A 20,483-nucleotide genomic window follows, 5' to 3' on the forward strand; every position below is an offset into this window, starting at 1 on the left:
GCGCCAAAGTGCGGGGCTGGATTGAGGGCAAAAGAAAACCCAGCACGCGGGCCGGGCTTTCTTCCTCCTCAGTATTTCTGAGCTTATTCCGCAGCGATACGGATTGCCGGTGCTGCGTCCTTGACCTCGTGATCGACGTGACGTTCGAACTTTTCGAAGTTGGTGACGAACATATCGACCAGCTTTTTGGCCTGCGCGTCATAGGCGGCCTTATCGGCCCAGGTGGAGCGCGGATCGAGAATGGACGTATCCACGCCCGGCACTTCAACCGGAACGGCGAAGCCGAAATTCGGATCGATGCGGAATTCGGCGTCGTTCAGCGAGCCATCGAGGGCGGCAGCGAGAAGCGCGCGGGTTGCCTTGATCGGCATGCGCTTGCCGGTGCCATAGGCGCCGCCGGTCCAGCCGGTGTTGACGAGCCAGCAATCGACCTTGTGTTCGGCGATCAGCTTGCGCAGCAGATTGCCGTATTCCGACGGATGACGCGGCATGAACGGTGCGCCGAAGCAGGTCGAGAAGGTTGCTTCCGGTTCGGTGACGCCCTTTTCAGTGCCTGCGACCTTTGCCGTGTAACCGGACAGGAAGTGGTACATGGCCTGTGCAGGCGTGAGCTTGGCGATGGGAGGCATCACGCCGAAAGCATCGGCGGTGAGCATAATGATGTTCTTCGGCTGGCCGCCCTTGCCCGTCTTCGATGCATTCGGGATGAAGTCGAGCGGATAGGCGCAACGGGTGTTTTCGGTCAGCGAACCATCGTCGAAATCCGGCTGGCGATTGGCGTCGAGCACGACATTTTCCAGCACAGTGCCGAAACGCTGCGTCGTGGCATAGATTTCCGGCTCTGCTTCGGCGGAAAGACGGATGGTCTTGGCATAGCAGCCGCCTTCGAAATTGAAGATGCCGTGTTCACCCCAGCCATGCTCGTCGTCGCCGATCAGCGTGCGCGTCGGGTCGGCGGAAAGCGTGGTCTTGCCGGTGCCGGACAGGCCGAAGAAGACGGCGGTGTCGCCATCCGGGCCTTCATTGGCCGAGCAATGCATCGGCATCACGCCCTTGGCAGGCAGAATATAGTTGAGCGCGGTGAAGACCGACTTCTTCATTTCACCGGCATAGGAGGTGCCGCCGATCAGCACGATCTTGCGGGTCAGATCGACCGCGATCACCGTCTCGGTGCGCACGCCATAGCGTTCCGGATCGGCCTTGAAGGACGGCAGATCAATGATCGTCATTTCCGGCACATAGGAAGCAAGCTCTTCCTGGGCCGGACGGATCAGCAGGTTGCGGATAAACAGCGAATGCCAGGCATATTCGGTCACAACGCGGGCGTTGATCTTGTTGTCGGCGTCAGCACCGCCGATGAGATCCTGTACGAAAAGCTCCTTGCCCTTCGCATGCTCGATGAAATCGGCGTAGAGAAGCTCGAAGGCTTCCGGCGTGATCGGCTTGTTGTTGTCCCACCAGACCTGATCTTCGGTATTGGCGTCGCGGACTACGAATTTGTCCTTCGGCGAACGGCCCGTGTGCTGGCCGGTGCGGGCAACGAGCGCGCCCTGTGCCGTCAGTTCGGCTTCGCCACGGCGGACGGTTTCCTCATAGAGCCGAGCCGGTCCGAGGTTATAAAAGACTGCGGAGAGTTCCTTCAGTCCCGAAGTGGCAATGGAAGCGGCCGTATTGTGAATGCCGGTCTCTCTCATGGTGTCTCCGCCATCTTGGTTTGACAAATTTATCTGCCCTCCGTTTTTCCGTTCTCGGAGGAATGGCAGTCAGAAACAGATTAATTGTGGCAATTCAAATATTTAATCGATTTAAAAATTTTGAATTTTTTTTAAATCGTTTAACTATTGCGTTTTCGCGTGTATTTTTTGTGGAATACAATCTTTACGAGCGTTAACCAAAGAATGATTCGAGACGGCGCCTTTCACGGCTTCTTTCAGGGCTGCCACATTTTGTACCTAATTTGTACTGCACAAGCTGCATCACTATAATAAGATCGACGTGCAAATCAGGCGCTCGATGATCGAACCGCCCCACCAGCCGGTTGTTCCGGGTGGAATGCCAGATGGCAGAGCCCCAAAGGGTGATGCCCTGGCAAAACATGAAGGAGAAAGGTCCGCATGAAGGAAGCCTCGGCAACGCAGACAATTGCGCTGGTCGACGATGACCGTAACATTCTGACCTCCGTTTCCATTGCGCTGGAGTCGGAAGGCTATCGGGTTGAAACCTACACCGATGGCGCTTCCGCACTTGATGGTCTGATGGCGCGCCCGCCAAATCTTGCGATCTTCGATATCAAGATGCCGCGTATGGACGGTATGGAGCTTCTGCGCCGCCTGCGCCAGAAATCCGATCTCCCGGTTATCTTCCTGACCTCGAAGGACGACGAGATCGACGAGCTGTTCGGTCTCAAGATGGGCGCCGACGATTTCATCACCAAGCCGTTCTCGCAGCGTCTGCTGGTGGAGCGCGTCAAGGCAGTTCTGCGCCGCGTCGCTGCCCGCGACGGTACGGCAAAGCCTGCGGGCCAGCCGTCCAAATCGCTGGAACGCGGTCAGCTGGTCATGGATCAGGAACGTCATACCTGCACCTGGAAGGGTGAACCCGTTACGCTGACGGTCACCGAATTCCTCATCCTGCACTCGCTCGCGCAGCGTCCCGGCGTTGTGAAAAGCCGTGACGCCTTGATGGATGCGGCCTATGATGAGCAGGTCTATGTGGACGATCGCACCATCGACAGCCACATCAAGCGCCTTCGCAAGAAGTTCAAGGTGGTTGACGACGACTTCGAGATGATCGAAACGCTCTATGGCGTCGGCTATCGCTTCCGCGAGGCTTGATGCATAGGATTACCAATGCCGGGTGCGATAGCCCGGCATTGGTTTGGAATATTTGACGCACATCTTATCCGAAATGCGTTTCACATTTTTCGGGATGCGCTCCAACGAGTAACAAAAGCGAGATGGTCGCAGAGACCCAGAACGAAGGCCTTGCAGGCCAGAAAACGAGTTTGCAAGCAAACTTGCGCGAGCGCAGGGCACGGCGGCAGCGCTCGGTGTTCTGGCGCCGTCTGTTTGCGCCCTTTCGCAAGTTTCTCGGTCAATATCTCTTCTCAAGCCTGACGCGCCGCATTCTGTTTCTCAACCTTGCGGCGCTTGGCGTTCTGGTTTCCGGCATTCTCTATATGAACCAGTTCCGCGAGGGGCTGATCGACGCGAAGGTGGAAAGCCTTCTGACCCAGGGCAAGATCATCGCTGCGGCGATTTCGGCCTCGGCAACGGTCGATACCAACTCGCTGATGGTCGATCCGGAAAAGCTTCTAGAACTGCAAGCCGGGCAAAGCCTGACCCCCTCGCCCGATTCTCCCGATAATTGGGAATTCCCGATCAATCCTGAAAAGGTTTCGCCCCTGTTGCGCCGGTTGATTTCGCCGACCAGCACGCGGGCGCGTATCTATGACCGCTACGCCAATATGCTGCTGGATTCGCGCGCGCTCTATTCGCCGAGTTTCCCGTCCTCCAGCCCGGTGTTGAGCTACCCTCTGCCACCGATCGAGGGCGAAACGCCGGGGCTGTGGGAGCGTTTCAGCCGCTGGTTCACCGGCTTCTTCTATGGTGGCGGCTTGCCCGTTTATCAGGAACAGCCGGGCGGCAATGGTCTCGCCTTCCCCGAGATCGTCAAGGCGCTTTCTGGTTCTCCACAAACGGCGCAGCGCCGCACCGAAAAGGGCGAACTGGTGGTCTCTGTGGCCGTGCCGGTCCAGCGTTCGCGCGCGATTCTCGGCGTCTTGCTGCTTTCGACCGAAGGCGACGATATCGACAAGATCGTAGAGGGCGAGCGCATGGCCGTCTTCCGCGTGTTCGGTGTCGTGTCGCTGGTCATGGTGATCCTGTCGCTGTTCCTCGCATCGACCATAGCAAGCCCGCTGCGCAAATTGTCGGCTGCGGCGGATCGCGTGCGTCATGGCGTCAAGAACCGCGTTGAAATTCCAGATTTCTCGGAGCGACAGGATGAGGTGGGACATCTGTCCACCTCCATCCGCGATATGACCGACGCGCTTTACACCCGCATCGAAGCCATTGAGAGCTTCGCCGCCGATGTCAGCCACGAGCTGAAGAACCCCCTCACCTCGCTACGCAGCGCGGTGGAGACCTTGCCGCTCGCCAAGTCGGAGGAATCGCGCAAGCGCCTGCTCGACATCATTCAGCATGATGTGCGCCGTCTTGATCGCCTGATCACCGATATTTCCGACGCTTCGCGCCTCGACGCGGAACTGGCGCGCGAACATATCGACCGCGTGGATATGAAGACGCTGCTCACCAATCTTGTCACTGCCGCGCGCGAAGTGCGCCGCAACAAGGTTGGCACCGAGATCGTCTTCAATACTGGCAAGCTGCCAGCGGGTAAAAAGGCCTTCTACGTCGCGGGCCATGACCTGCGGCTTGGGCAGGTGGTGAGCAATCTCATTGAAAATGCGCGCTCCTTCGTGCCCGACGATACGGGGCGCATCGTGGTGACGTTGCAGGGCGAAGGCAGCCGCCTGCGCGTTCTCGTCGAGGATAACGGACCGGGCATCCCCATCGAGAATATCGAGCGGATTTTCGAGCGTTTCTATACGGATCGCCCGGCATCGGAGGCGTTCGGCCAGAATTCTGGCCTCGGCCTGTCGATCAGCCGTCAGATCATCGAAGCCCATGGCGGTACGCTGACGGCGGAAAACATTGTCGATCCTGCAAAGCCCGATCAATTCAGGGGCGCCCGTTTCATCGTCGATCTTCCGGCCAGCACATGACCCCGGAAGAAGCCAGGAGCGGCCTCCACGCCACCACCGTGCAATTGCGCGGAAAGGGCGTGATGATCATGGGCCGCTCGGGCGCGGGCAAGACCGAACTGGCGCTGACGCTGGTGGAGCGCGCATCGCTCCGCAGCGAACAGGCGGCCCTCGTCAGCGATGATCGCACGATGCTGCGCGCCGAAGACAATCACCTGATCGCCAGCGCGCCAGTTGCCCTTGCGGGCGGTGTGGAGATTCGCGGCGCTGGCCTGTTCAAGGTGCCTTTCGTCGCCAGCGCCACGCTTGATCTGGTGATCCTGCTTGTGGCCCGTGAAGAAGCGGAGCGTTATCCAGGCGGCGGAATCTGGAGCTTTGAAGGGATCGAACTGCCGCGTCTGCTTCTACCGTCACTGTCGTCGAATGGCGATTCCAACGCGCTGTCGCGGGCGATAGAGGCGACTTTGTTCTACGAACGGTGGTCGCCGGAGAATCGCTGACCGGCGATGGTTTCGATTCTGTGAAGATTTCACACCGCTGCGGCATTTTGCTTTTTTCAAGGCGGGGTGGAGATTTTTCACTTGCTATAAGGATTTGCCCTGCCAAGATGCACAACTCGCCGGCATGGTTCCGGCTACAGTACGATCCTTAAAACGAGACAGGTTTTTTGGAGTGATCGTACTGGAACAAAGCAGGTGCCATCTGATCATCTGGCGGGGTGATGCGGCGGGCGCGCGACGGGAGCTTTTATAGTATGATCGGACTCGTGCTTGTTACGCACGGAAGGCTGGCCGAAGAGTTTCTTCATGCCGTTGAGCATGTGGTAGGCCCGCAAGATAATTTCGAAACCGTATGCATCGGTGCGGAAGATGACATGGAGCAGCGTCGACGCGATATCGTCGAAGCTGTCGAACGCGCCGAAAATGGCAGCGGCGTCATCATCCTGACCGACATGTTCGGTGGAACTCCCTCCAATCTGGCCATCTCGGTCATGCAGGAAGGCAAGATTGAAGTCATCGCAGGCGTCAATCTGCCGATGCTGATCAAGCTTTCAAGCGTGCGGATCGGCGGCGACATCAAGACTGCGCTTCGCGAGGCGCAGGACGCGGGGCGTAAATATATCAACGTCGCAAGTCAGGTTCTGACAGGAAAGTAAATATGCGGTCCAGCGTCACCCTTACTGGCGAATACGATCCCGAAACTGCAATTTCCCGGTCGCTTGAGATCGTCAACAAGCGCGGGCTGCACGCCCGCGCCTCCGCCAAATTCGTCCAGCTGGTCGACGGCTATGACGCGCATGTCCGCGTTTCCAAGGACGGCATGACGGTCGGCGGCACCTCGATCATGGGGCTGATGATGCTGGCCGCCTCGCCCGGCTGCTGCATCGAGGTCAGCGCTTCGGGCGAACAGGCCGAGACGGTGCTCGACGCCCTGCAGACGCTGATTGCCGACAAGTTCGGCGAGGAGTGCTGATAGGACCCGCTTCCTATTTTGTTACCAAAAGACGTTGGAAGTTAGCTGTGCAGCGCTCGTCCGTGGGAGCAATGAGAGTTGCGGTGACTAAATCGATTCTTTCAAATTGCAGGTAACCGCTGTTTTTATATCTCAGGTCATATCCATATTCGTTATGTTTATTTTTGATTATCGAGTAGCACTCTAATGTTTTATAAGGTTTTCCCGATTTCCAGATGACTGATGATAGAGTGTATGGTTCCTCACCATGCTGTACAATGCTGTATAATGTTTCCTTGTTGCTATTTCTTATGTAAGTAATTCCGTCTGGAGGCTCACTAAGACCAGTGTTTTCTTTACTGTGCGCCTCTATTAAGTTAGCTTTCCCATATGGATTTTTTGCCTTGCTAATATAAATATCGATGACGCTGTCATTGTAAACGTTGTTTGTCCAAGCAGAGATTCCTTTATCTTGTGCTTGGGAAGGGAGAGTATCGATGTGCGATGCCATTGCAAGAATTAATAACATAAAGACAGTTTTTTTCATTTTATCTCCATAACATTAAATAATACGAAATTATAATTTGATAGGATCACCAAATGGTTCCTGAGGATAGCTGTTATATTTTCTTGAGGGATTTGAGAGCGGGATATTAATTGGTTTAATCGTTGCCTTGCGTGGGGGATTTATGGCTCACGATTGAACTCCGTGTATAGCGGTTTCAAGATCTGCCGATATGCACGTATAAAGATTTGTTTATATGAAGTTGTGCTTCGACCCGCGATCTGCTAGTCAAAGCGGCAGCCGGAGCGGCTTTTATCGACGATATTCCGCTCCCAAACCATGTCTACAACGCCATTCCGAACCGGGTTCATTGCCGTGTTGGAATTGTTTTTGATTGGAGCACGCGATGACCGCAAGCCAAGATTTCGTCGTCAAGGATCTGAGCCTGGCCGACTGGGGCCGCAAGGAACTCGACATTGCCGAAACCGAAATGCCGGGCCTGATGGCTGCGCGCGCGGAATTCGGCAAGACGCAACCGCTGAAGGGCGCACGCATTTCCGGTTCGCTGCACATGACCATTCAGACCGCCGTTCTGATCGAGACGCTCAAGGCCCTTGGCGCCGATGTGCGCTGGGCATCGTGCAACATCTTCTCGACGCAGGACCATGCCGCCGCTGCGATTGCCGCCACCGGCACGCCGGTTTTCGCCATCAAGGGCGAAACCCTTGAAGAATACTGGACCTACACCGACCAGATCTTCCAGTGGCCGGATGGCCAGCCGTCCAACATGATCCTCGACGATGGCGGCGACGCCACCATGTACATCCTCATCGGCGCGCGCGCTGAAGCGGGTGAAGACGTTCTGTCGAACCCCGGTTCGGAAGAAGAGGAAGTTCTCTTCGCGCAGATCAAGAAGCGCATGGCTGCAACGCCGGGCTTCTTCACAAAGCAGCGCGATGCCATCAAGGGCGTGACGGAAGAAACCACCACCGGCGTCAACCGTCTGTACCAGTTGCAGAAGAAGGGCCTCCTGCCCTTCCCAGCCATCAACGTCAATGACAGCGTCACCAAGTCGAAGTTCGACAACAAGTATGGCTGCAAGGAATCGCTGGTCGACGGCATTCGTCGCGGCACCGACGTGATGATGGCTGGCAAGGTCGCCGTCGTCTGCGGTTACGGCGATGTCGGCAAAGGCTCCGCCCAGTCGCTGGCCGGTGCCGGTGCCCGCGTCAAGGTGACGGAAGTCGATCCGATCTGCGCCCTTCAGGCCGCCATGGATGGCTTTGAAGTCGTGACGCTCAGCGATGCCGCTCCGACCGCCGATATCGTGATCACCACGACCGGCAACAAGGACGTCATCACGCTGGACGACATGCGCAAGATGAAAGACATGTGCATCGTCGGCAATATCGGCCACTTCGACAACGAAATTCAGATTGCCGCTCTGCGCAACCTGAAGTGGACCAATGTGAAGCCGCAGGTCGATCTGATCGAGTTCCCGGATGGCAAGCGCCTGATCCTTCTTTCGGAAGGCCGCCTGCTCAATCTCGGCAACGCGACCGGCCATCCGAGCTTCGTGATGTCGGCCTCCTTCACCAACCAGGTGCTGGCCCAGATCGAGCTTTACACGCGTCCGGAAGCCTACAAGAACGAAGTCTATGTTCTGCCGAAGCATCTCGACGAGAAGGTCGCGCGCCTGCATCTCGACAAGCTGGGTGCGAAGCTGACTGTGCTTTCTGAGGAACAGGCAGCCTATATCGGCGTCACTCCACAGGGCCCGTACAAGTCCGAGCACTACAGATATTAACCATCGGTTAAGCATTCTACTACATGTTGAGACTGGGCAGTTGACAGGCTGTCCAGTCTTTCTTTTTGCGCGCGACACGCTTCACCTGGATTCGTCGGAAGGGTATTGTGAAGACGAATCAAAAGCATTCCCGGCAAAAGTGTATTGCGGTTTTGATGTTCGGGAATGCGAAGAAACAATGTGTTTTGGCGGGTGTTCGCGTGGTGCGTTTTTTGCCGGTTTCGGCGGGAAGCGGCTGGTCGCTTCGTCCCTGAAACACGTTCGGCTATCGGCACTATGGCGGTGCCCGACGGTCGGTTGATGTGTTGAAATTGAAATGCGGGTGTGCGTCCGTTTGCGGAAGCACAGTCGGGTGGCGGAGAAAAGGGAAACATGCCAGAAGTCGGCTTATCGGGCACAACCCGGGGCAATTCCACAATCGGAAGAGGCAAGAGCTTGACGGTTGCTCTCGCCTGTGTTGCAAAGCCGCTTCGGCAGGTCGTCTTGAAGGCGACCGTGTCAGTTTCCGCCGTTCTTGCCGCCATGCCCGCTTTTGCGCAGGGCGCTGATGGCGCGCGCATCGAACTGCCTTTTGGCGGCGGCAGCGTCGGCGCCTTCGAAGTCATTCAGTTTTCCATGTTTGTCGGCGCCATGGGCGCGGCGCTGCTTTCCGCAGGCTGGCTCATTCGCGAGCGCGCCCGCGCTGCGAGTGAAAACAAGGAACTGCGTTCCAAACTCTCTGATCTGAGCCTTACGGCGCAGCGCAATGAAGCGCTTCTCAATCTCAAGGATCAGCGCATCGTCGTCTGGGACGGTCATACGATGCGGGCCGATGTGGTCGGGCAATTGCCGGATGAAAGCGGCGCGCCGCAGGATCGCTCGGCATTTCTGGCTTTCGGTCGCTGGCTGCGCCCGCAATCGGTGACGGCGCTGGAGCGCGCCGTCGCGTCGCTGCGCGAACATGCGCGCACCTTCGATCTGACGGTCGAAACCAATAATGGCACGCTGCTTGATGTTTATGGCCGTACCTCCGGCGGTCTGGCTGTCGCCCGCTTTTTCAGCCTGCAGGGCGTTCAGGCGGAGCGCGCAGCGCTTCAGGCGCAAAATCGCGAATTGTCGGACCGGATCGAACTCCTGCGCCGCCTGCTGGAGCGCATCGAGCAACCTGTCTGGGTTCGCGATGGCAATGGCCGCATCGAATGGGTCAATCAGGCCTATGCGCGCGCTGTCGATATGCCCGATACCAGCCAGACGATCGCGGAAGGTCGCGAGCTTTTCGGTGCGCAGGCGCGGATTCGTCTGGAGCGCGACCGTTTTGCCGAGCCGGTTCTGCATGAGCAATTGCCGACAGTGGTGCGCGGCGACCGCCGGATTTTCGATGTGACCGATGTGAGCGCCGAGGGCGGTTCCGCTGGTCTTGGCTTCGATCTGAGCGAAGTCGAGCAGGTGCGTGAGGAACTGAGCCGCACGCTGAAAAGCCATGCTGAAACGCTGGATCAGCTCTCGACTGCCGTGGCGATTTTCGATCCGGAAATGAAGCTCCAGTTCTTCAATCAGGCATTTGCGAAACTCTGGTCGCTTGACACGGCCTGGCTCGAAACCCAGCCGAGCAACACCTTGCTCTTCGACCGGCTGCGGTCCGAAGGCAAGCTGCCGGAACAGCCGGAATGGCGCAAGTGGAAGGACGGTTTACTGTCTGCCTATCGCGCCGTCGAGCCGCAGGAACATATGTGGCATCTGCCCGATACGCGCACCATGCGCGTGGTCGCCAATCCGCATCCGCAAGGCGGCGTGACCTGGTTCTTCGAGAACATGACGGAAAAGTTCGAACTCGAAGGCCGCTACAACACACTGATCAAGGTTCAGGGCGAAACGCTGGATCATCTGGCCGAGGCCGTGGCGGTGTTCGGGTCCGATGGCCGCATGCGCCTGTCCAATCCGTCCTTCGCGGACCTGTGGTCACTACCTGCCGCCATGGTCGTGGTGGGCACGCATATATCAACGATTTCAAAGCTTTGCCGTGAGCGTGGCGGAGACGGTCTCTGGGACGATTTCGTGTCCTCCGTGACCGGCTTCCTCGACCAGCGTGATGGTCGCATGGGGCAGGTGGAGCTGGATGACGGTGTGATCCTGTCCTTCGCGGTGGTGCCGCTGCCCAAGGGGCAGACCATGCTTACCTTCATCGATGTGACCGATACGGTGCGCGTTGAACGTGCCCTGAAGGAAAAGAACGAAGCGCTGGAACTGGCCGACCAGATCAAGAACGATTTCGTGCAGCACGTCTCCTACGAGCTGCGTTCGCCGCTGACCAACATCATCGGCTTTACCGAACTGCTGCAGACCCCGTCCTTTGGCTCGCTCAACGAGCGTCAGGTGGAATATCTGGAGCATATCAGCACGTCGTCGTCGGTTCTGCTGACCATTGTGAACGATATTCTCGATCTCGCGACCGTCGATGCCGGCATCATGGAACTGGAAATCGGCGATGTTTCGGTGGTGGAGGCGATTTCCGCAGCTGCTTCCCGCGTGAGCGAGCGCTTGCGCGACCATGATATCGGCCTCGATGTCGATATTGCCGATGATGTGGATGTCTTCAAGGCAGACGCCAATCGCGTACGTCAGGTGCTTTTCAACCTTCTGTCCAACGCGACCAATTACGCGCCGGAAGGTTCGACCGTCACCTTGCAGGTGGCGCGCGAAGGGTCTGAAGTGGTCTTCTCTGTCCATGACGATGGCCACGGCATGCCGCCGGAAGTTCTGGATACTGTCTTCAAGCGTTTCCAATCCTATCCGAATGGCGGGCGCAAGCGCGGTGCCGGGCTCGGCCTTGCCATCGTGAAAAGCTTCGTTGAGCTGCATGGCGGCAACGTCGATATCGAGACTGGTTCGGGCAGGGGAACAACCGTGATTTGCCGCTTTCCATCGGAGACACGCAGCTTCCGTGTTGCTGCCGAATAAGGTAAACGGTGCTTATGAGCGCCCAAACACAGATTCTCGAATTCTATTTGCCCGATGAAGCCGCCACACTCCGGTTTGGCGAGGACTTCGCTCTCGCTTTGCAAAAGGGCGATCTGGTCACGCTTTCCGGTGATCTGGGGGCGGGGAAATCATCGCTGGCCCGCGCGGTCATCCGCGCCATTGCCGACGATCCGGGGCTTGAAGTGCCAAGCCCGACCTTTACGCTGGTGCAAAGCTACGAAGCGCTTCGTCTACCGGTTGCCCATGCCGATCTTTATCGCCTGTCGTCGGGTGAAGAGCTTGACGAGCTGGGACTGGTCGAATTTCTGGACGATGGCGTTGTGCTTGCCGAATGGCCGGAGCGCGGGGAGGGCTTTTTGCCCGAGGCGAATTTCTCGGTCACGCTTTCGCATGAAGGGGCAGGGCGACGCATCGCCATTGCCGTGCCGAAAGCCGCGATCAGCCGTCTGGAGCGCTCGCTGGCCATTCGTGCTTTCCTTGACCGCCATGACCGGCAGGGTGCGGAACGGCGTTATCTGCAAGGCGATGCATCGCCGCGCAAATATGAAACGATCCGCAGCACGCATGGCGTCGAGATTCTCATGAACGCGCCGCAGATGCCTTATGATCCAATATTGCGTGACGGCAAGACCTACCGACAGATAGCGCATCTGGCCGAGAATATTCTGGCTTTCGCAGCCATTGATGGGCTTTTGGCCGCGCATGGTTTTCGCGTGCCTGAAATGCGCGCTGCTGATCTGGACGCAGGGTTTTTGGTTCTGGAAAATCTGGGCGTTGAGGGCGTGCGCGCCGCTACCGGTGAGCCGGTGGCGGAACGCTATAAGGCGGCAGGGCGCTTTCTCGCGCATCTGCATGGGGTGCACTGGCCGAACCACGTGCCGCTTGACGGCTATCCTGATCACCTCATCGCGCCTTTCGACCGCGATGCCATGCTGATCGAGGTTAGCCTTGTCGGGCAGTGGTATGCGCCACGCATGATGGGTCGCCAGCTGACCGACGCTGAAAAGCAGGCTTACGAAGTGGCGTGGGACAAGGTGATTGCCGATATCGCCGATGTCGAACAGAGCCTGCTGCTGCGTGATTATCATTCGCCAAACCTGTTCTGGTTTCCGGAAGCAGAAGGCAAGGACCGCATCGGAACCATCGATTTTCAGGATGCGATGATCGGTCCCGCTGCCTATGACGTGGCCTCGCTGGCGCTCGATGCGCGCGTGACGATTCCGGTTGAACTGGAACAGGCGGTCGTTTCTGCTTATTGCGACGAGCGCCGCAGCTTGGGCCATGCTTTCGACGAAGCACTGTTCCGCAAGGCCTATGCGGCCATGGGCGCGCAACGCAATGCCAAGCTGCTCGGTCTCTTCGTGCGGCTTGATGAGCGCGACGGTAAACCGGCTTATCTCAACCATCTGCCACGCATCCATGACTATCTCGGTCGTGTGCTTGTTCATCCGGTCATGGCGCCCGTGGCGGCATGGTTCCGCGAATTGGGATTGATGCAGGAAGGGCTATTGCGCAATGAAAATGCCTGAGACGGCCATGGTTCTGGCGGCGGGGCTTGGCAAGCGTATGCGCCCCATCACCGAGACAATCCCGAAACCGCTGGTCAAGGTCGCGGGAAAGCCGCTGATCGACTGGGGGCTGGACGCGCTTGAAGCCGTTGGCGTACAGATGGCGGTCGTGAATGTACATTATTTAGCCGACCAACTTGATGCCTATCTTGCTGACCGCGCAGAGCCGCATATCGTCATTTCCGACGAGCGCGATCTGCTGCTCGATTCTGCAGGCGGCATCGTCAAGGCATTGCCGCAATTGGGAGGGGCACCGTTCTACCTCCTGAACGCCGATACGTTTTGGGTGGGCGATATATCGAAGCCCAATCTCGTGTCCTTGGGCGAGGCTTGGGACGATGCAAAGATGGATATCCTGCTGATGACGGCGGGGCTGGATCAGGCCACCGGTTTCGAGGGGAAGGGCGATTTCGTCGCCGACGATGCAGGCCGCTTGCGTCGCGCCCGCGATGTGGCGGGAACGCCGCTCATCTATGCCGGGGCCGGTATCATTCATCCGCGCATTTTTGCAGGTGCAGAGCCTGAAGTGGCGTCGCTCAATCGATATTTCGATAAGGCCATCGCTGAAGGCCGTCTTTATGGTATGCCCATGGTCGGCCATTGGCTGACGGTCGGAACACCGGAAGCGATAGCGCAAGCGGAGGTCGCACTTTCCGCGTTGGTTTGAACCGAGTTTATTTGAGCCAAATAATTTGAGAAGGATAGAAACAGCATGAGCAAAACCACGCCAAGGCTGTTTTCCATTCCTTCCGGAACGCCGTTTCTCCCAGCCTTCGCCAAAGCCTTGCTTGACGGCAAACTGATCGAAGGCTTTCCCGGCAATCCCGCAGATCCTCTGGCGCTAGCCAGCGCCACGATTTATGTGCCGACGCGTCGTGCCGCGCGTGCTCTGCGTTCTGTTATCGTTGATATGAATCCGGCTAAGAGTGCCATTTTGCCCGCCATCAGACCGCTTGGCGATGTGGATGAAGACGCGGCGTTTTTCAATTCCGGGGCGGCGGGCGTATTCGACCTCAATCCGCCGATTGCAAAGGCCGAGCGGCTTCTGCTGCTGGCGCGTCTGATCCGTCCATGGCGCGAATCTCTGCCCGCCCATGTGCGGGCGCTGTTCGGCGTTGATGACGTATCGGTTCCAGCCACAACCGCCGATGCCATCTGGCTGGCCCGCGATCTGGCCGGGCTGATGGATCAGGTGGAAACTGATGGCGCGCAATGGAGCGAGCTCGCCAGCATCGCGCCGGACGATCTTGCCGACTGGTGGCGGGTGACGCTCGGTTTTCTCGATATCGTCACCAAGCTGTGGCCCGAAATTCTGGCTGAGCGCAAGCTTTCCAATCCGGCAGCCCACCGCAACGACCTGATCTGGGGCGAGGTGGCGCGCCTGCGCGATAACCCGCCTCCGGGGCCGGTTATCGCGGCCGGTTCGACGGGTTCCATTCCTGCCACAGCGGAACTGATTTCCGTCATCGCGCATCTGCCGAACGGCGCAGTCGTGCTGCCGGGGCTTGATCGCGATCTGGACGATGAGGCGTGGAAGATGCTGGGCGAGGTCGAGGACAATCCCTCGACCTTCGGGCATCCGCAATATGGCCTGCACAAGTTGCTGCGCGCCATCGGGACGCTCCGCGAAGATGTCGAGCATATTGAAGACATGCCCCGCCAGAAACGGATTCTGGAGCGTGTTGTGAGCGAAGCGCTGCGCCCGGCGGAAACGACTGATGCGTGGGGCGCGCTCAGCCAGCACCCGGATATGCAACCGGACGTCCTTCAGTCTTCGGCGCATAAAATCGATCTCATTGAGGCGGCGAACGAACGCGAGGAAGCGCTGTCGGTGGCGCTGGCGCTGCGCGACGCCATCCATCAAGAAGGCAAGATCGCAGCGCTGGTGACGGCGGACCGCAATTTGGCGCGGCGTGTGGTTGGAGAACTGGCGCGGTTCGGCATTGATGCCGATGATTCCGGCGGGCGGCATTTGCGCGATGTCGAGACCTCGACGCTGCTGCGCCTGACGGTCGAAACGGTGTTCAATCCCGGTGATCCGGTGGCCTTGCTGGCGCTGGTGAAGCATCCTTTGCTGCGGCTTGAAACACCGCGCATCGACCGGCGTCTCGCTGGTGAAACGCTGGAGCTTGTCGCCTTTCGTGGTGGCACGGGACGCGCTTCCGTTATCGACCTACCAGCCTTTTTTGACCGGCGATTGAAGGAGAGCGCCAATCAGTCGTGGCGTCCGGCATGGCATGACAGCATCACGCCGGAGATGATCGCTGCCGCCCGGGCCCTCTGTGAAAATCTGTCCCAGGCGGTGGCGCCGCTGGCATCTTTCGCGACAACAAGTCGGCGAACCAATATTGGCGAGATTGCGCGTGCGACGGCGCAAGCCGTTGAAAACATGGCGCGTGATGAAAACGGCAGCGTCGCCACTTTCTATTCCGGTGAGCGCGGCGAAAAAATTGCCTCGTTCCTGCGTGGTCTGGTGTCGAGCGAATCGGAGCTGGATTTCGAAGCTAGCGAATGGCCCGCTATTCTGGATGCGCTGATGGCTGGCGAAACCGTCAAGCCGCATCCGGGCGGTCATCCGCGTGTCTTTGTCTGGGGTGCGCTGGAAGCGCGTCTCCAGACGGTCGATACAGTGGTGATCGGCGGTCTGAACGAAGGTAGTTGGCCCGCCAAGACGCGCAACGATCCCTTCATGTCGCGCCCGATGAAGGCGATGATCGCACTCGATCCGCCAGAGCGGCGCACCGGCCTTGCCGCGCATGATTTTCAAATGGCGCTTGGCATGGACCATGTGGTGTTGTCGCGTTCGCAGCGTTCCGATAATGCGCCGACGGTGACATCGCGCTGGCTGCAGCGACTTGAAACCGTGCTGGGTGCCGATGTGACGAAGGACATGCGCCAGCGCGGCCAGCGTTTCCTTCACTGGTCGCGGGAGATTGACCGTGCGCCGGATGTGCCTTTCGTCAAAAGACCTGAGCCTGCGCCACCGGTCGCAGCGCGGCCCAAGCATTTTTCGGTCACGGAAGTGGAAACGCTGCGCCGCGACCCTTACGCGATCTTCGCCAAGCGCATTCTCAAGCTGCGTCCGCTGGAGCCGTTGATCCGTGATCCGGCAGCGGCGGAACGCGGTACGCTGTTCCATGACATTCTCGGACATTTCACGCAGGAAAATATCGACCCGCTGGCACCGGATGCAGCCGAGCGCCTGACAGAACTGGGGCGCATCCTGTTTGCAGATATGGATTTGCCGACCGAAATCGAAGCCGTCTGGTGGCCGCGTTTCACGGCGCTGATCCCGCAGTTTCTGGAATGGGAGCGGGAGCGCGCTTACAATGTGCAGACGCGGTTTGCGGAAATCGCCTCGGACAAGCGCGACATCGAAAGCCTTGGCATCACGCTTTCGGGCCGTGCCGACCGTATCGATCTGATGCGCGACGGGACCGCCGAAATCATCGATTATAAAACCGGCTCCACGCCGTCGCCGCGTCAGGCGCATGTCCTGCTGTCGCCGCAACTGGCGCTGGAGGCAGCTCTTCTGGTGCGGGGCGCGTTCCGGGAGGTTGGCTCGGTTCGGGCGTCCGATCTCACCTATGTGCGGCTTCGCGCCGGAGGCGAGGTGAAGCCGGAATCCATTCTGAAGATCAGCAGACCGCCATCGGAAAAGACCGCTCCCGCTTTGGGTGAGGAGGCATGGCAGCGCCTTGCCCAGCTTTTGGCTGAATATCAGAAGCCGGATAAGGGTTATCTTTCGCGCGCGCTGCCATTCCGCGAAACCGATCTTACGGGCGACTATGACCACCTCGCGCGCGTGCTGGAATGGTCCGCTGGCGGCGATGCCGGTGGGGAGGGCGGCGAATGAAGAAGAAACTCTATATCCCGCCGGAAACCATCGATGCGCAGACACGGGCTGCCGACCCCGCCGCTTCGGTCTGGGTGTCGGCCAATGCCGGTTCCGGCAAGACGCATGTTCTGACCGAGCGCGTTATCCGCCTTTTGCTCGAAGGGACCGATCCGTCGAAAATTCTCTGCCTTACCTATACCAAGGCGGCGGCTGCGGTGATGCAGAACCGCGTCTTTGCGCGTCTGTCGGAATGGGCGGTGCTGCCGGACAGTGAACTGGCCGAGCGGTTGAAATCGCTTGAAGGCCGCAGACCGGGCGCACCTCGCCTTGCGGTGGCACGGCGGCTTTTCGCCCGCGCACTGGAAACACCGGGCGGGTTGAAAATCCAGACCATCCATGCGTTTTGCGAAGCCATCTTGCATCAGTTTCCACTTGAGGCAAACATCGCCGGTCACTTCGAGATGATGGACGATCTGATGCAGGTCGCGCTTGTGGGTGAAGCACGGCGTCAGCTACTCGAAACGGCGCATGGTGGTGGCGATGCGAATATCGCAGCCGCCTTTGCCGATGTGTTGCAGGCATCGGGCGAAATGGGGCTGCAATCGCTGCTGGACGAGGCGGTGAACCGGCGCAACGGTTTGCAGCGCTATATCGCGGAATTGGGCGTTGCCGAAACGCGCGCCGAGACCTTGCATCGCGCCTTCGGTTTCGATCGGGATGAGCGCGAAAGCGATATTCTGGCGGAGCTCTGGCCGGTTCCTGAATTCTCCGATGACGCGCTTGATCTCATTCTTTCGATCCAGAAGGGTGCTGCGCGCGCGCATGATTTTGCGCTGCAACTGAAGCGTTACGACAAGGTGAGCGTCACCCGTGACCGCGAAGCCGTGCTGCGCGCTGCGTTTCTGAAAAGCACTGGCGAGCCGAAATCCGGGTCCTATGTCGGCTCGGCGGCGGTGAAGAAACTGCTTCCGGATTTCGAGGAAGCCTTCGATGCAGCCGCTTCCCGTGTTGAAATGGGCCTCGACCGGCTGAAGGAATTGCGCCTCGTGCGGCTCAATCTGGCCGCGCTGACGCTGATCGACGATCTTCTGCAACGCTATCATGATCTGAAGCGTAAGCGCGGTCTGCTCGATTTCGAGGACCTGATCACCCGCACCGTGGCGCTGCTTGCCCGCGACGGGGCAGGGCAGTGGGTGCAGTACAAGCTCGATCGCGGCATCGATCATATCCTCGTTGATGAAGCGCAGGACACCAGCCCCGACCAGTGGCAGGTCATCCGCATGTTGTCGGAGGAGTTCTTCTCCGGTCTCGGCCAGCGCAATTTGCAGCGCACGCTGTTTGCAGTGGGTGACGAAAAACAGTCGATCTATTCGTTCCAGGGGGCTGTGCCGGAAGATTTTGCCGCGCAGGGACGTTCGGTCAGTCTTCGCGCAGGCGATGCCGAATTGAAGTTCGAGCGCGTCAGTCTCAACTTCTCCTTCCGCTCGGCACCGGATGTGTTGCAGGCGGTGGATGAGGTGTTTGCGAGGCCGGAAGCCAATCGCGGGCTTGCCGGTGCCACGGTTCACGATGCCATTCGCGCCGACGCGCCGGGCGAGGTGGAAATCTGGGATATGCTGACGCCCGAAGCGGTGGAAGAACCGGATGACTGGCGTGTGCCGGTCGATCATCTGGCCGCGCCCGCCGTGCGGCTGGCTGAACAGATCGCCGCCACCATCCGCTACTGGCTGGACAGGGGCGAACCCATTCCCGGTCAAAACCGCCGCATTGCACCGCGCGATATCATGGTGCTGGTGCGCAAGCGTGATCAGTTCATGCCTGCCTTGTCTCGGGCGCTCAAGAATCTCGGCGTGCCGGTGGCGGGCGCGGATCGCCTGCGCCTCACCAGCCATATCGCCATTCAGGATCTGATGGCGCTTGGACGCTTCGTGCTGCAACCCTCCGACGATCTTTCGCTGGCTTCGCTTCTCAAAAGCCCGCTCTTCGGCTGGGACGATGACCGGCTGTTTGCACTGGCGCATCCGCGCGGGGCCGGTTCGACCTTGTTCGAACATCTCTACCGCGCCTCACGTGACGACGAGGCGCTTGCCGCCATCCACAGGACCTTGAGCCGTTGGCGCGGCATCGCCGACACCATGCCGGTTTTCGAGTTCTATGCCCGTATTCTGAGTGCTGACGGCGCGCGGCGGAAACTTCTGGCGCGACTTGGGCCGGAAGCGGGCGACATTATCGATGAGTTTCAGAACTACGCGCTCTCTGCCGAGCGGGCCGGGCTGCCGGGCTTGCAGGCTTTCCTTGAAACGCTGGATGCGGCTTCACCGGAAATCAAGCGCGAACTGGATCAGGGCCGCAACGAAGTGCGCCTCATGACCGTCCATGCGGCGAAGGGCCTTGAAGGCGCCGTGGTGTTTCTGGTCGATCCCGGCAGTGCCGTCTGGACCGGGAGCCGTGCGCCCAAGCTGATCCCCTATGATCTGGCGCATGACGGACCGCCGGTTAAAGGCTATCTCTGGCAGCCGAACGGGTCATGGCAGACCGGGTTTACTGCTGCTCGTATCGAAGAGCTAAAGGCCCGCGCCGAGGAAGAATACCGCCGCCTGCTTTATGTCGGCATGACGCGCGCCGAGGATCGCCTCATCATCTGCGGCTATCGCGGCACACGCGAGAGCGGAGAAACCTGGCACCGGCTGGCCGAGGACGCGCTTGCCATCAAATCGGAGACCTTTGTGCACCCCGTGCAGGGTGTCGCCGCACGACGCTATCGCAATACGCCACGCGGATTAACGGAGATTATCGAGCCGGATCAGGCGGAGGCGACGCCCTTGCCCGGTTTGCCGCCGGAATATCTGCTTCCGGTCAAGCCCGAGGCGGGGCTCCCGCGCCCGCTGGCACCATCGGGCGCGGCGGCGCTGATTGAGGCGGATGAAGAGCCGCCGCTTGATGCAAGCTCCCCTGTGCTCGGGGATATCGTCAGCGATGGCACGCCCGGCTTTGCCCTGCGGCGCGGCACGGCGATCCACATGCTGCTGCAATATCTGCCGGAAGTGCCGGAGAGCGAGCGAGAGAAGCTGGCGGAAGATTATCTGGCCCGAATAGCGGGCGACTGGCCGGAGGCTGAGCGTCACAACGCCGTTTCGAGCGTGAAAGCTATATTGACAGATCCGCAATTTGCACCGGTTTTCGCTTCCGGCTCGCGTGGCGAAGTCGCAATCATGGGCACGATCAATCTTGGCGGGCGCGATCATGCCGTGTCCGGTCAGGTCGATCGCATCAGCGTGGACGCGACCCGCGTTCTCGTTGTCGACTATAAGACCAACCGACCGCCGCCCAAGACCGTCGAGGCGGTGCCTTTCGCTTATCGCGCACAGCTTGCGCTCTATAAGGCACTGCTGGAGCCGCTTTATCCGGGGCGGGTTGTGGAAACGGCCTTGCTCTTTACTGAGGGGCCGTTTCTATTGCCGCTATCCGATGCTGTGCTTGATGAAGCCATGCAGGCGCTGAGAGACTCTCAAGGAAAGGTGAGTAACTAGAACTTGACGGATGGCAGCAGACACGCCACATGATATAGCGAAGAAAGAGCGGATTGCGTG

General features: G+C 59.1%; 13 protein-coding genes. 11 read left to right on the forward strand and 2 right to left on the reverse strand.

What is annotated here, in order from left to right; translation table 11 throughout:
* Nucleotides 1–83: 83 nt before the first annotated feature.
* Nucleotides 84–1,694 (reverse strand): phosphoenolpyruvate carboxykinase, encoded by a 1,611-nt coding sequence (locus HWD97_RS00595; RefSeq protein WP_109370042.1) that lies wholly within the window; start codon nucleotides 1,692–1,694, stop codon nucleotides 84–86.
* Nucleotides 1,695–2,114: 420 nt separating this feature from the next.
* Here HWD97_RS00595 and HWD97_RS00600 point away from each other — a divergent pair, with 420 nt between their 5' ends.
* The 5 genes from HWD97_RS00600 (at nucleotide 2,115) to HWD97_RS00620 (ending at nucleotide 6,238) form a co-directional block, all read left to right on the forward strand.
* Complete coding sequence (locus HWD97_RS00600; RefSeq protein ID WP_078337648.1) at nucleotides 2,115–2,834, forward strand: response regulator transcription factor; 720 nt, start codon at nucleotides 2,115–2,117, stop codon at nucleotides 2,832–2,834.
* Nucleotides 2,835–2,956: 122 nt separating this feature from the next.
* Nucleotides 2,957–4,786 (forward strand): stimulus-sensing domain-containing protein, encoded by a 1,830-nt coding sequence (locus HWD97_RS00605; protein WP_109370043.1) that lies wholly within the window; start codon nucleotides 2,957–2,959, stop codon nucleotides 4,784–4,786.
* Complete coding sequence (locus HWD97_RS00610) at nucleotides 4,783–5,265, forward strand: HPr kinase/phosphorylase (protein WP_109370044.1); 483 nt, start codon at nucleotides 4,783–4,785, stop codon at nucleotides 5,263–5,265. Before HWD97_RS00605 ends, HWD97_RS00610 begins: the two co-directional genes overlap by 4 nt.
* A 254-nt stretch (nucleotides 5,266–5,519) precedes the next feature.
* On the forward strand, nucleotides 5,520–5,921 hold the full coding sequence (locus tag HWD97_RS00615; protein WP_109370045.1) for a PTS sugar transporter subunit IIA: 402 nt from the start codon (nucleotides 5,520–5,522) through the stop codon (nucleotides 5,919–5,921).
* Nucleotides 5,922–5,923: 2 nt separating this feature from the next.
* Nucleotides 5,924–6,238: an HPr family phosphocarrier protein gene (locus tag HWD97_RS00620; RefSeq protein WP_109370046.1), complete on the forward strand. Its 315-nt coding sequence runs from the start codon at nucleotides 5,924–5,926 to the stop codon at nucleotides 6,236–6,238.
* Nucleotides 6,239–6,251: 13 nt separating this feature from the next.
* Here the strand turns inward: HWD97_RS00620 and HWD97_RS00625 are convergent, their stop codons facing one another.
* A complete protein-coding gene (locus HWD97_RS00625) occupies nucleotides 6,252–6,764 on the reverse strand; it encodes a hypothetical protein (RefSeq protein WP_371834580.1) in 513 nt (170 codons plus the stop codon).
* A gap of 364 nt (nucleotides 6,765–7,128) precedes the next feature.
* Between HWD97_RS00625 and ahcY the strand changes: the two genes are divergently transcribed.
* The 6 genes from ahcY (at nucleotide 7,129) to addA (ending at nucleotide 20,423) form a co-directional block, all read left to right on the forward strand.
* Nucleotides 7,129–8,529, forward strand: coding sequence for an adenosylhomocysteinase (gene ahcY, locus HWD97_RS00630; RefSeq protein WP_109370048.1), 1,401 nt, complete (start codon nucleotides 7,129–7,131; stop codon nucleotides 8,527–8,529).
* A 372-nt stretch (nucleotides 8,530–8,901) separates the two neighbouring features.
* On the forward strand, nucleotides 8,902–11,466 hold the full coding sequence (locus HWD97_RS00635; protein WP_109370049.1) for a PAS-domain containing protein: 2,565 nt from the start codon (nucleotides 8,902–8,904) through the stop codon (nucleotides 11,464–11,466).
* Between the two features lie 14 nt (nucleotides 11,467–11,480).
* Nucleotides 11,481–13,016, forward strand: coding sequence for a tRNA (adenosine(37)-N6)-threonylcarbamoyltransferase complex ATPase subunit type 1 TsaE (gene tsaE, locus HWD97_RS00640; protein ID WP_109370050.1), 1,536 nt, complete (start codon nucleotides 11,481–11,483; stop codon nucleotides 13,014–13,016).
* Nucleotides 13,003–13,722, forward strand: coding sequence for a nucleotidyltransferase family protein (locus tag HWD97_RS00645; protein WP_109370051.1), 720 nt, complete (start codon nucleotides 13,003–13,005; stop codon nucleotides 13,720–13,722). The genes tsaE and HWD97_RS00645 overlap by 14 nt, the downstream gene beginning before the upstream one ends.
* Before the next feature lie 45 nt (nucleotides 13,723–13,767).
* Complete coding sequence (gene addB, locus HWD97_RS00650) at nucleotides 13,768–16,911, forward strand: double-strand break repair protein AddB (RefSeq protein WP_371834581.1); 3,144 nt, start codon at nucleotides 13,768–13,770, stop codon at nucleotides 16,909–16,911.
* Nucleotides 16,908–20,423 carry a double-strand break repair helicase AddA gene (gene addA, locus HWD97_RS00655; RefSeq protein ID WP_371834582.1) on the forward strand — a complete coding sequence of 1,172 codons (3,516 nt, stop codon included), beginning with the start codon at nucleotides 16,908–16,910 and terminating at the stop codon, nucleotides 20,421–20,423. Before addB ends, addA begins: the two co-directional genes overlap by 4 nt.
* The last annotated feature ends 60 nt before the right edge of the window (nucleotides 20,424–20,483 follow it).

This window comes from Ochrobactrum sp. C6C9, assembly GCF_022627935.1.
Classification (GTDB): Bacteria; Pseudomonadota; Alphaproteobacteria; order Rhizobiales; family Rhizobiaceae; genus Brucella; species Brucella teleogrylli.

Excerpts from the sequence above, each read along its gene's own strand:
- HWD97_RS00595 (WP_109370042.1), bottom strand. The coding sequence starts at position 1,694 with ATGAGAGAGACCGGCATTCACAATACGGCCGCTTCCATTGCCACTTCG.
- HWD97_RS00600 (WP_078337648.1), top strand. The coding sequence starts at position 2,115 with ATGAAGGAAGCCTCGGCAACGCAGACAATTGCGCTGGTCGACGATGAC.
- HWD97_RS00605 (WP_109370043.1), top strand. The coding sequence starts at position 2,957 with ATGGTCGCAGAGACCCAGAACGAAGGCCTTGCAGGCCAGAAAACGAGT.
- HWD97_RS00610 (WP_109370044.1), top strand. The coding sequence starts at position 4,783 with ATGACCCCGGAAGAAGCCAGGAGCGGCCTCCACGCCACCACCGTGCAA.
- HWD97_RS00615 (WP_109370045.1), top strand. The coding sequence starts at position 5,520 with ATGATCGGACTCGTGCTTGTTACGCACGGAAGGCTGGCCGAAGAGTTT.
- HWD97_RS00620 (WP_109370046.1), top strand. The coding sequence starts at position 5,924 with ATGCGGTCCAGCGTCACCCTTACTGGCGAATACGATCCCGAAACTGCA.
- HWD97_RS00625 (WP_371834580.1), bottom strand. The coding sequence starts at position 6,764 with ATGAAAAAAACTGTCTTTATGTTATTAATTCTTGCAATGGCATCGCAC.
- ahcY (WP_109370048.1), top strand. The coding sequence starts at position 7,129 with ATGACCGCAAGCCAAGATTTCGTCGTCAAGGATCTGAGCCTGGCCGAC.
- HWD97_RS00635 (WP_109370049.1), top strand. The coding sequence starts at position 8,902 with ATGCCAGAAGTCGGCTTATCGGGCACAACCCGGGGCAATTCCACAATC.
- tsaE (WP_109370050.1), top strand. The coding sequence starts at position 11,481 with ATGAGCGCCCAAACACAGATTCTCGAATTCTATTTGCCCGATGAAGCC.
- HWD97_RS00645 (WP_109370051.1), top strand. The coding sequence starts at position 13,003 with ATGAAAATGCCTGAGACGGCCATGGTTCTGGCGGCGGGGCTTGGCAAG.
- addB (WP_371834581.1), top strand. The coding sequence starts at position 13,768 with ATGAGCAAAACCACGCCAAGGCTGTTTTCCATTCCTTCCGGAACGCCG.
- addA (WP_371834582.1), top strand. The coding sequence starts at position 16,908 with ATGAAGAAGAAACTCTATATCCCGCCGGAAACCATCGATGCGCAGACA.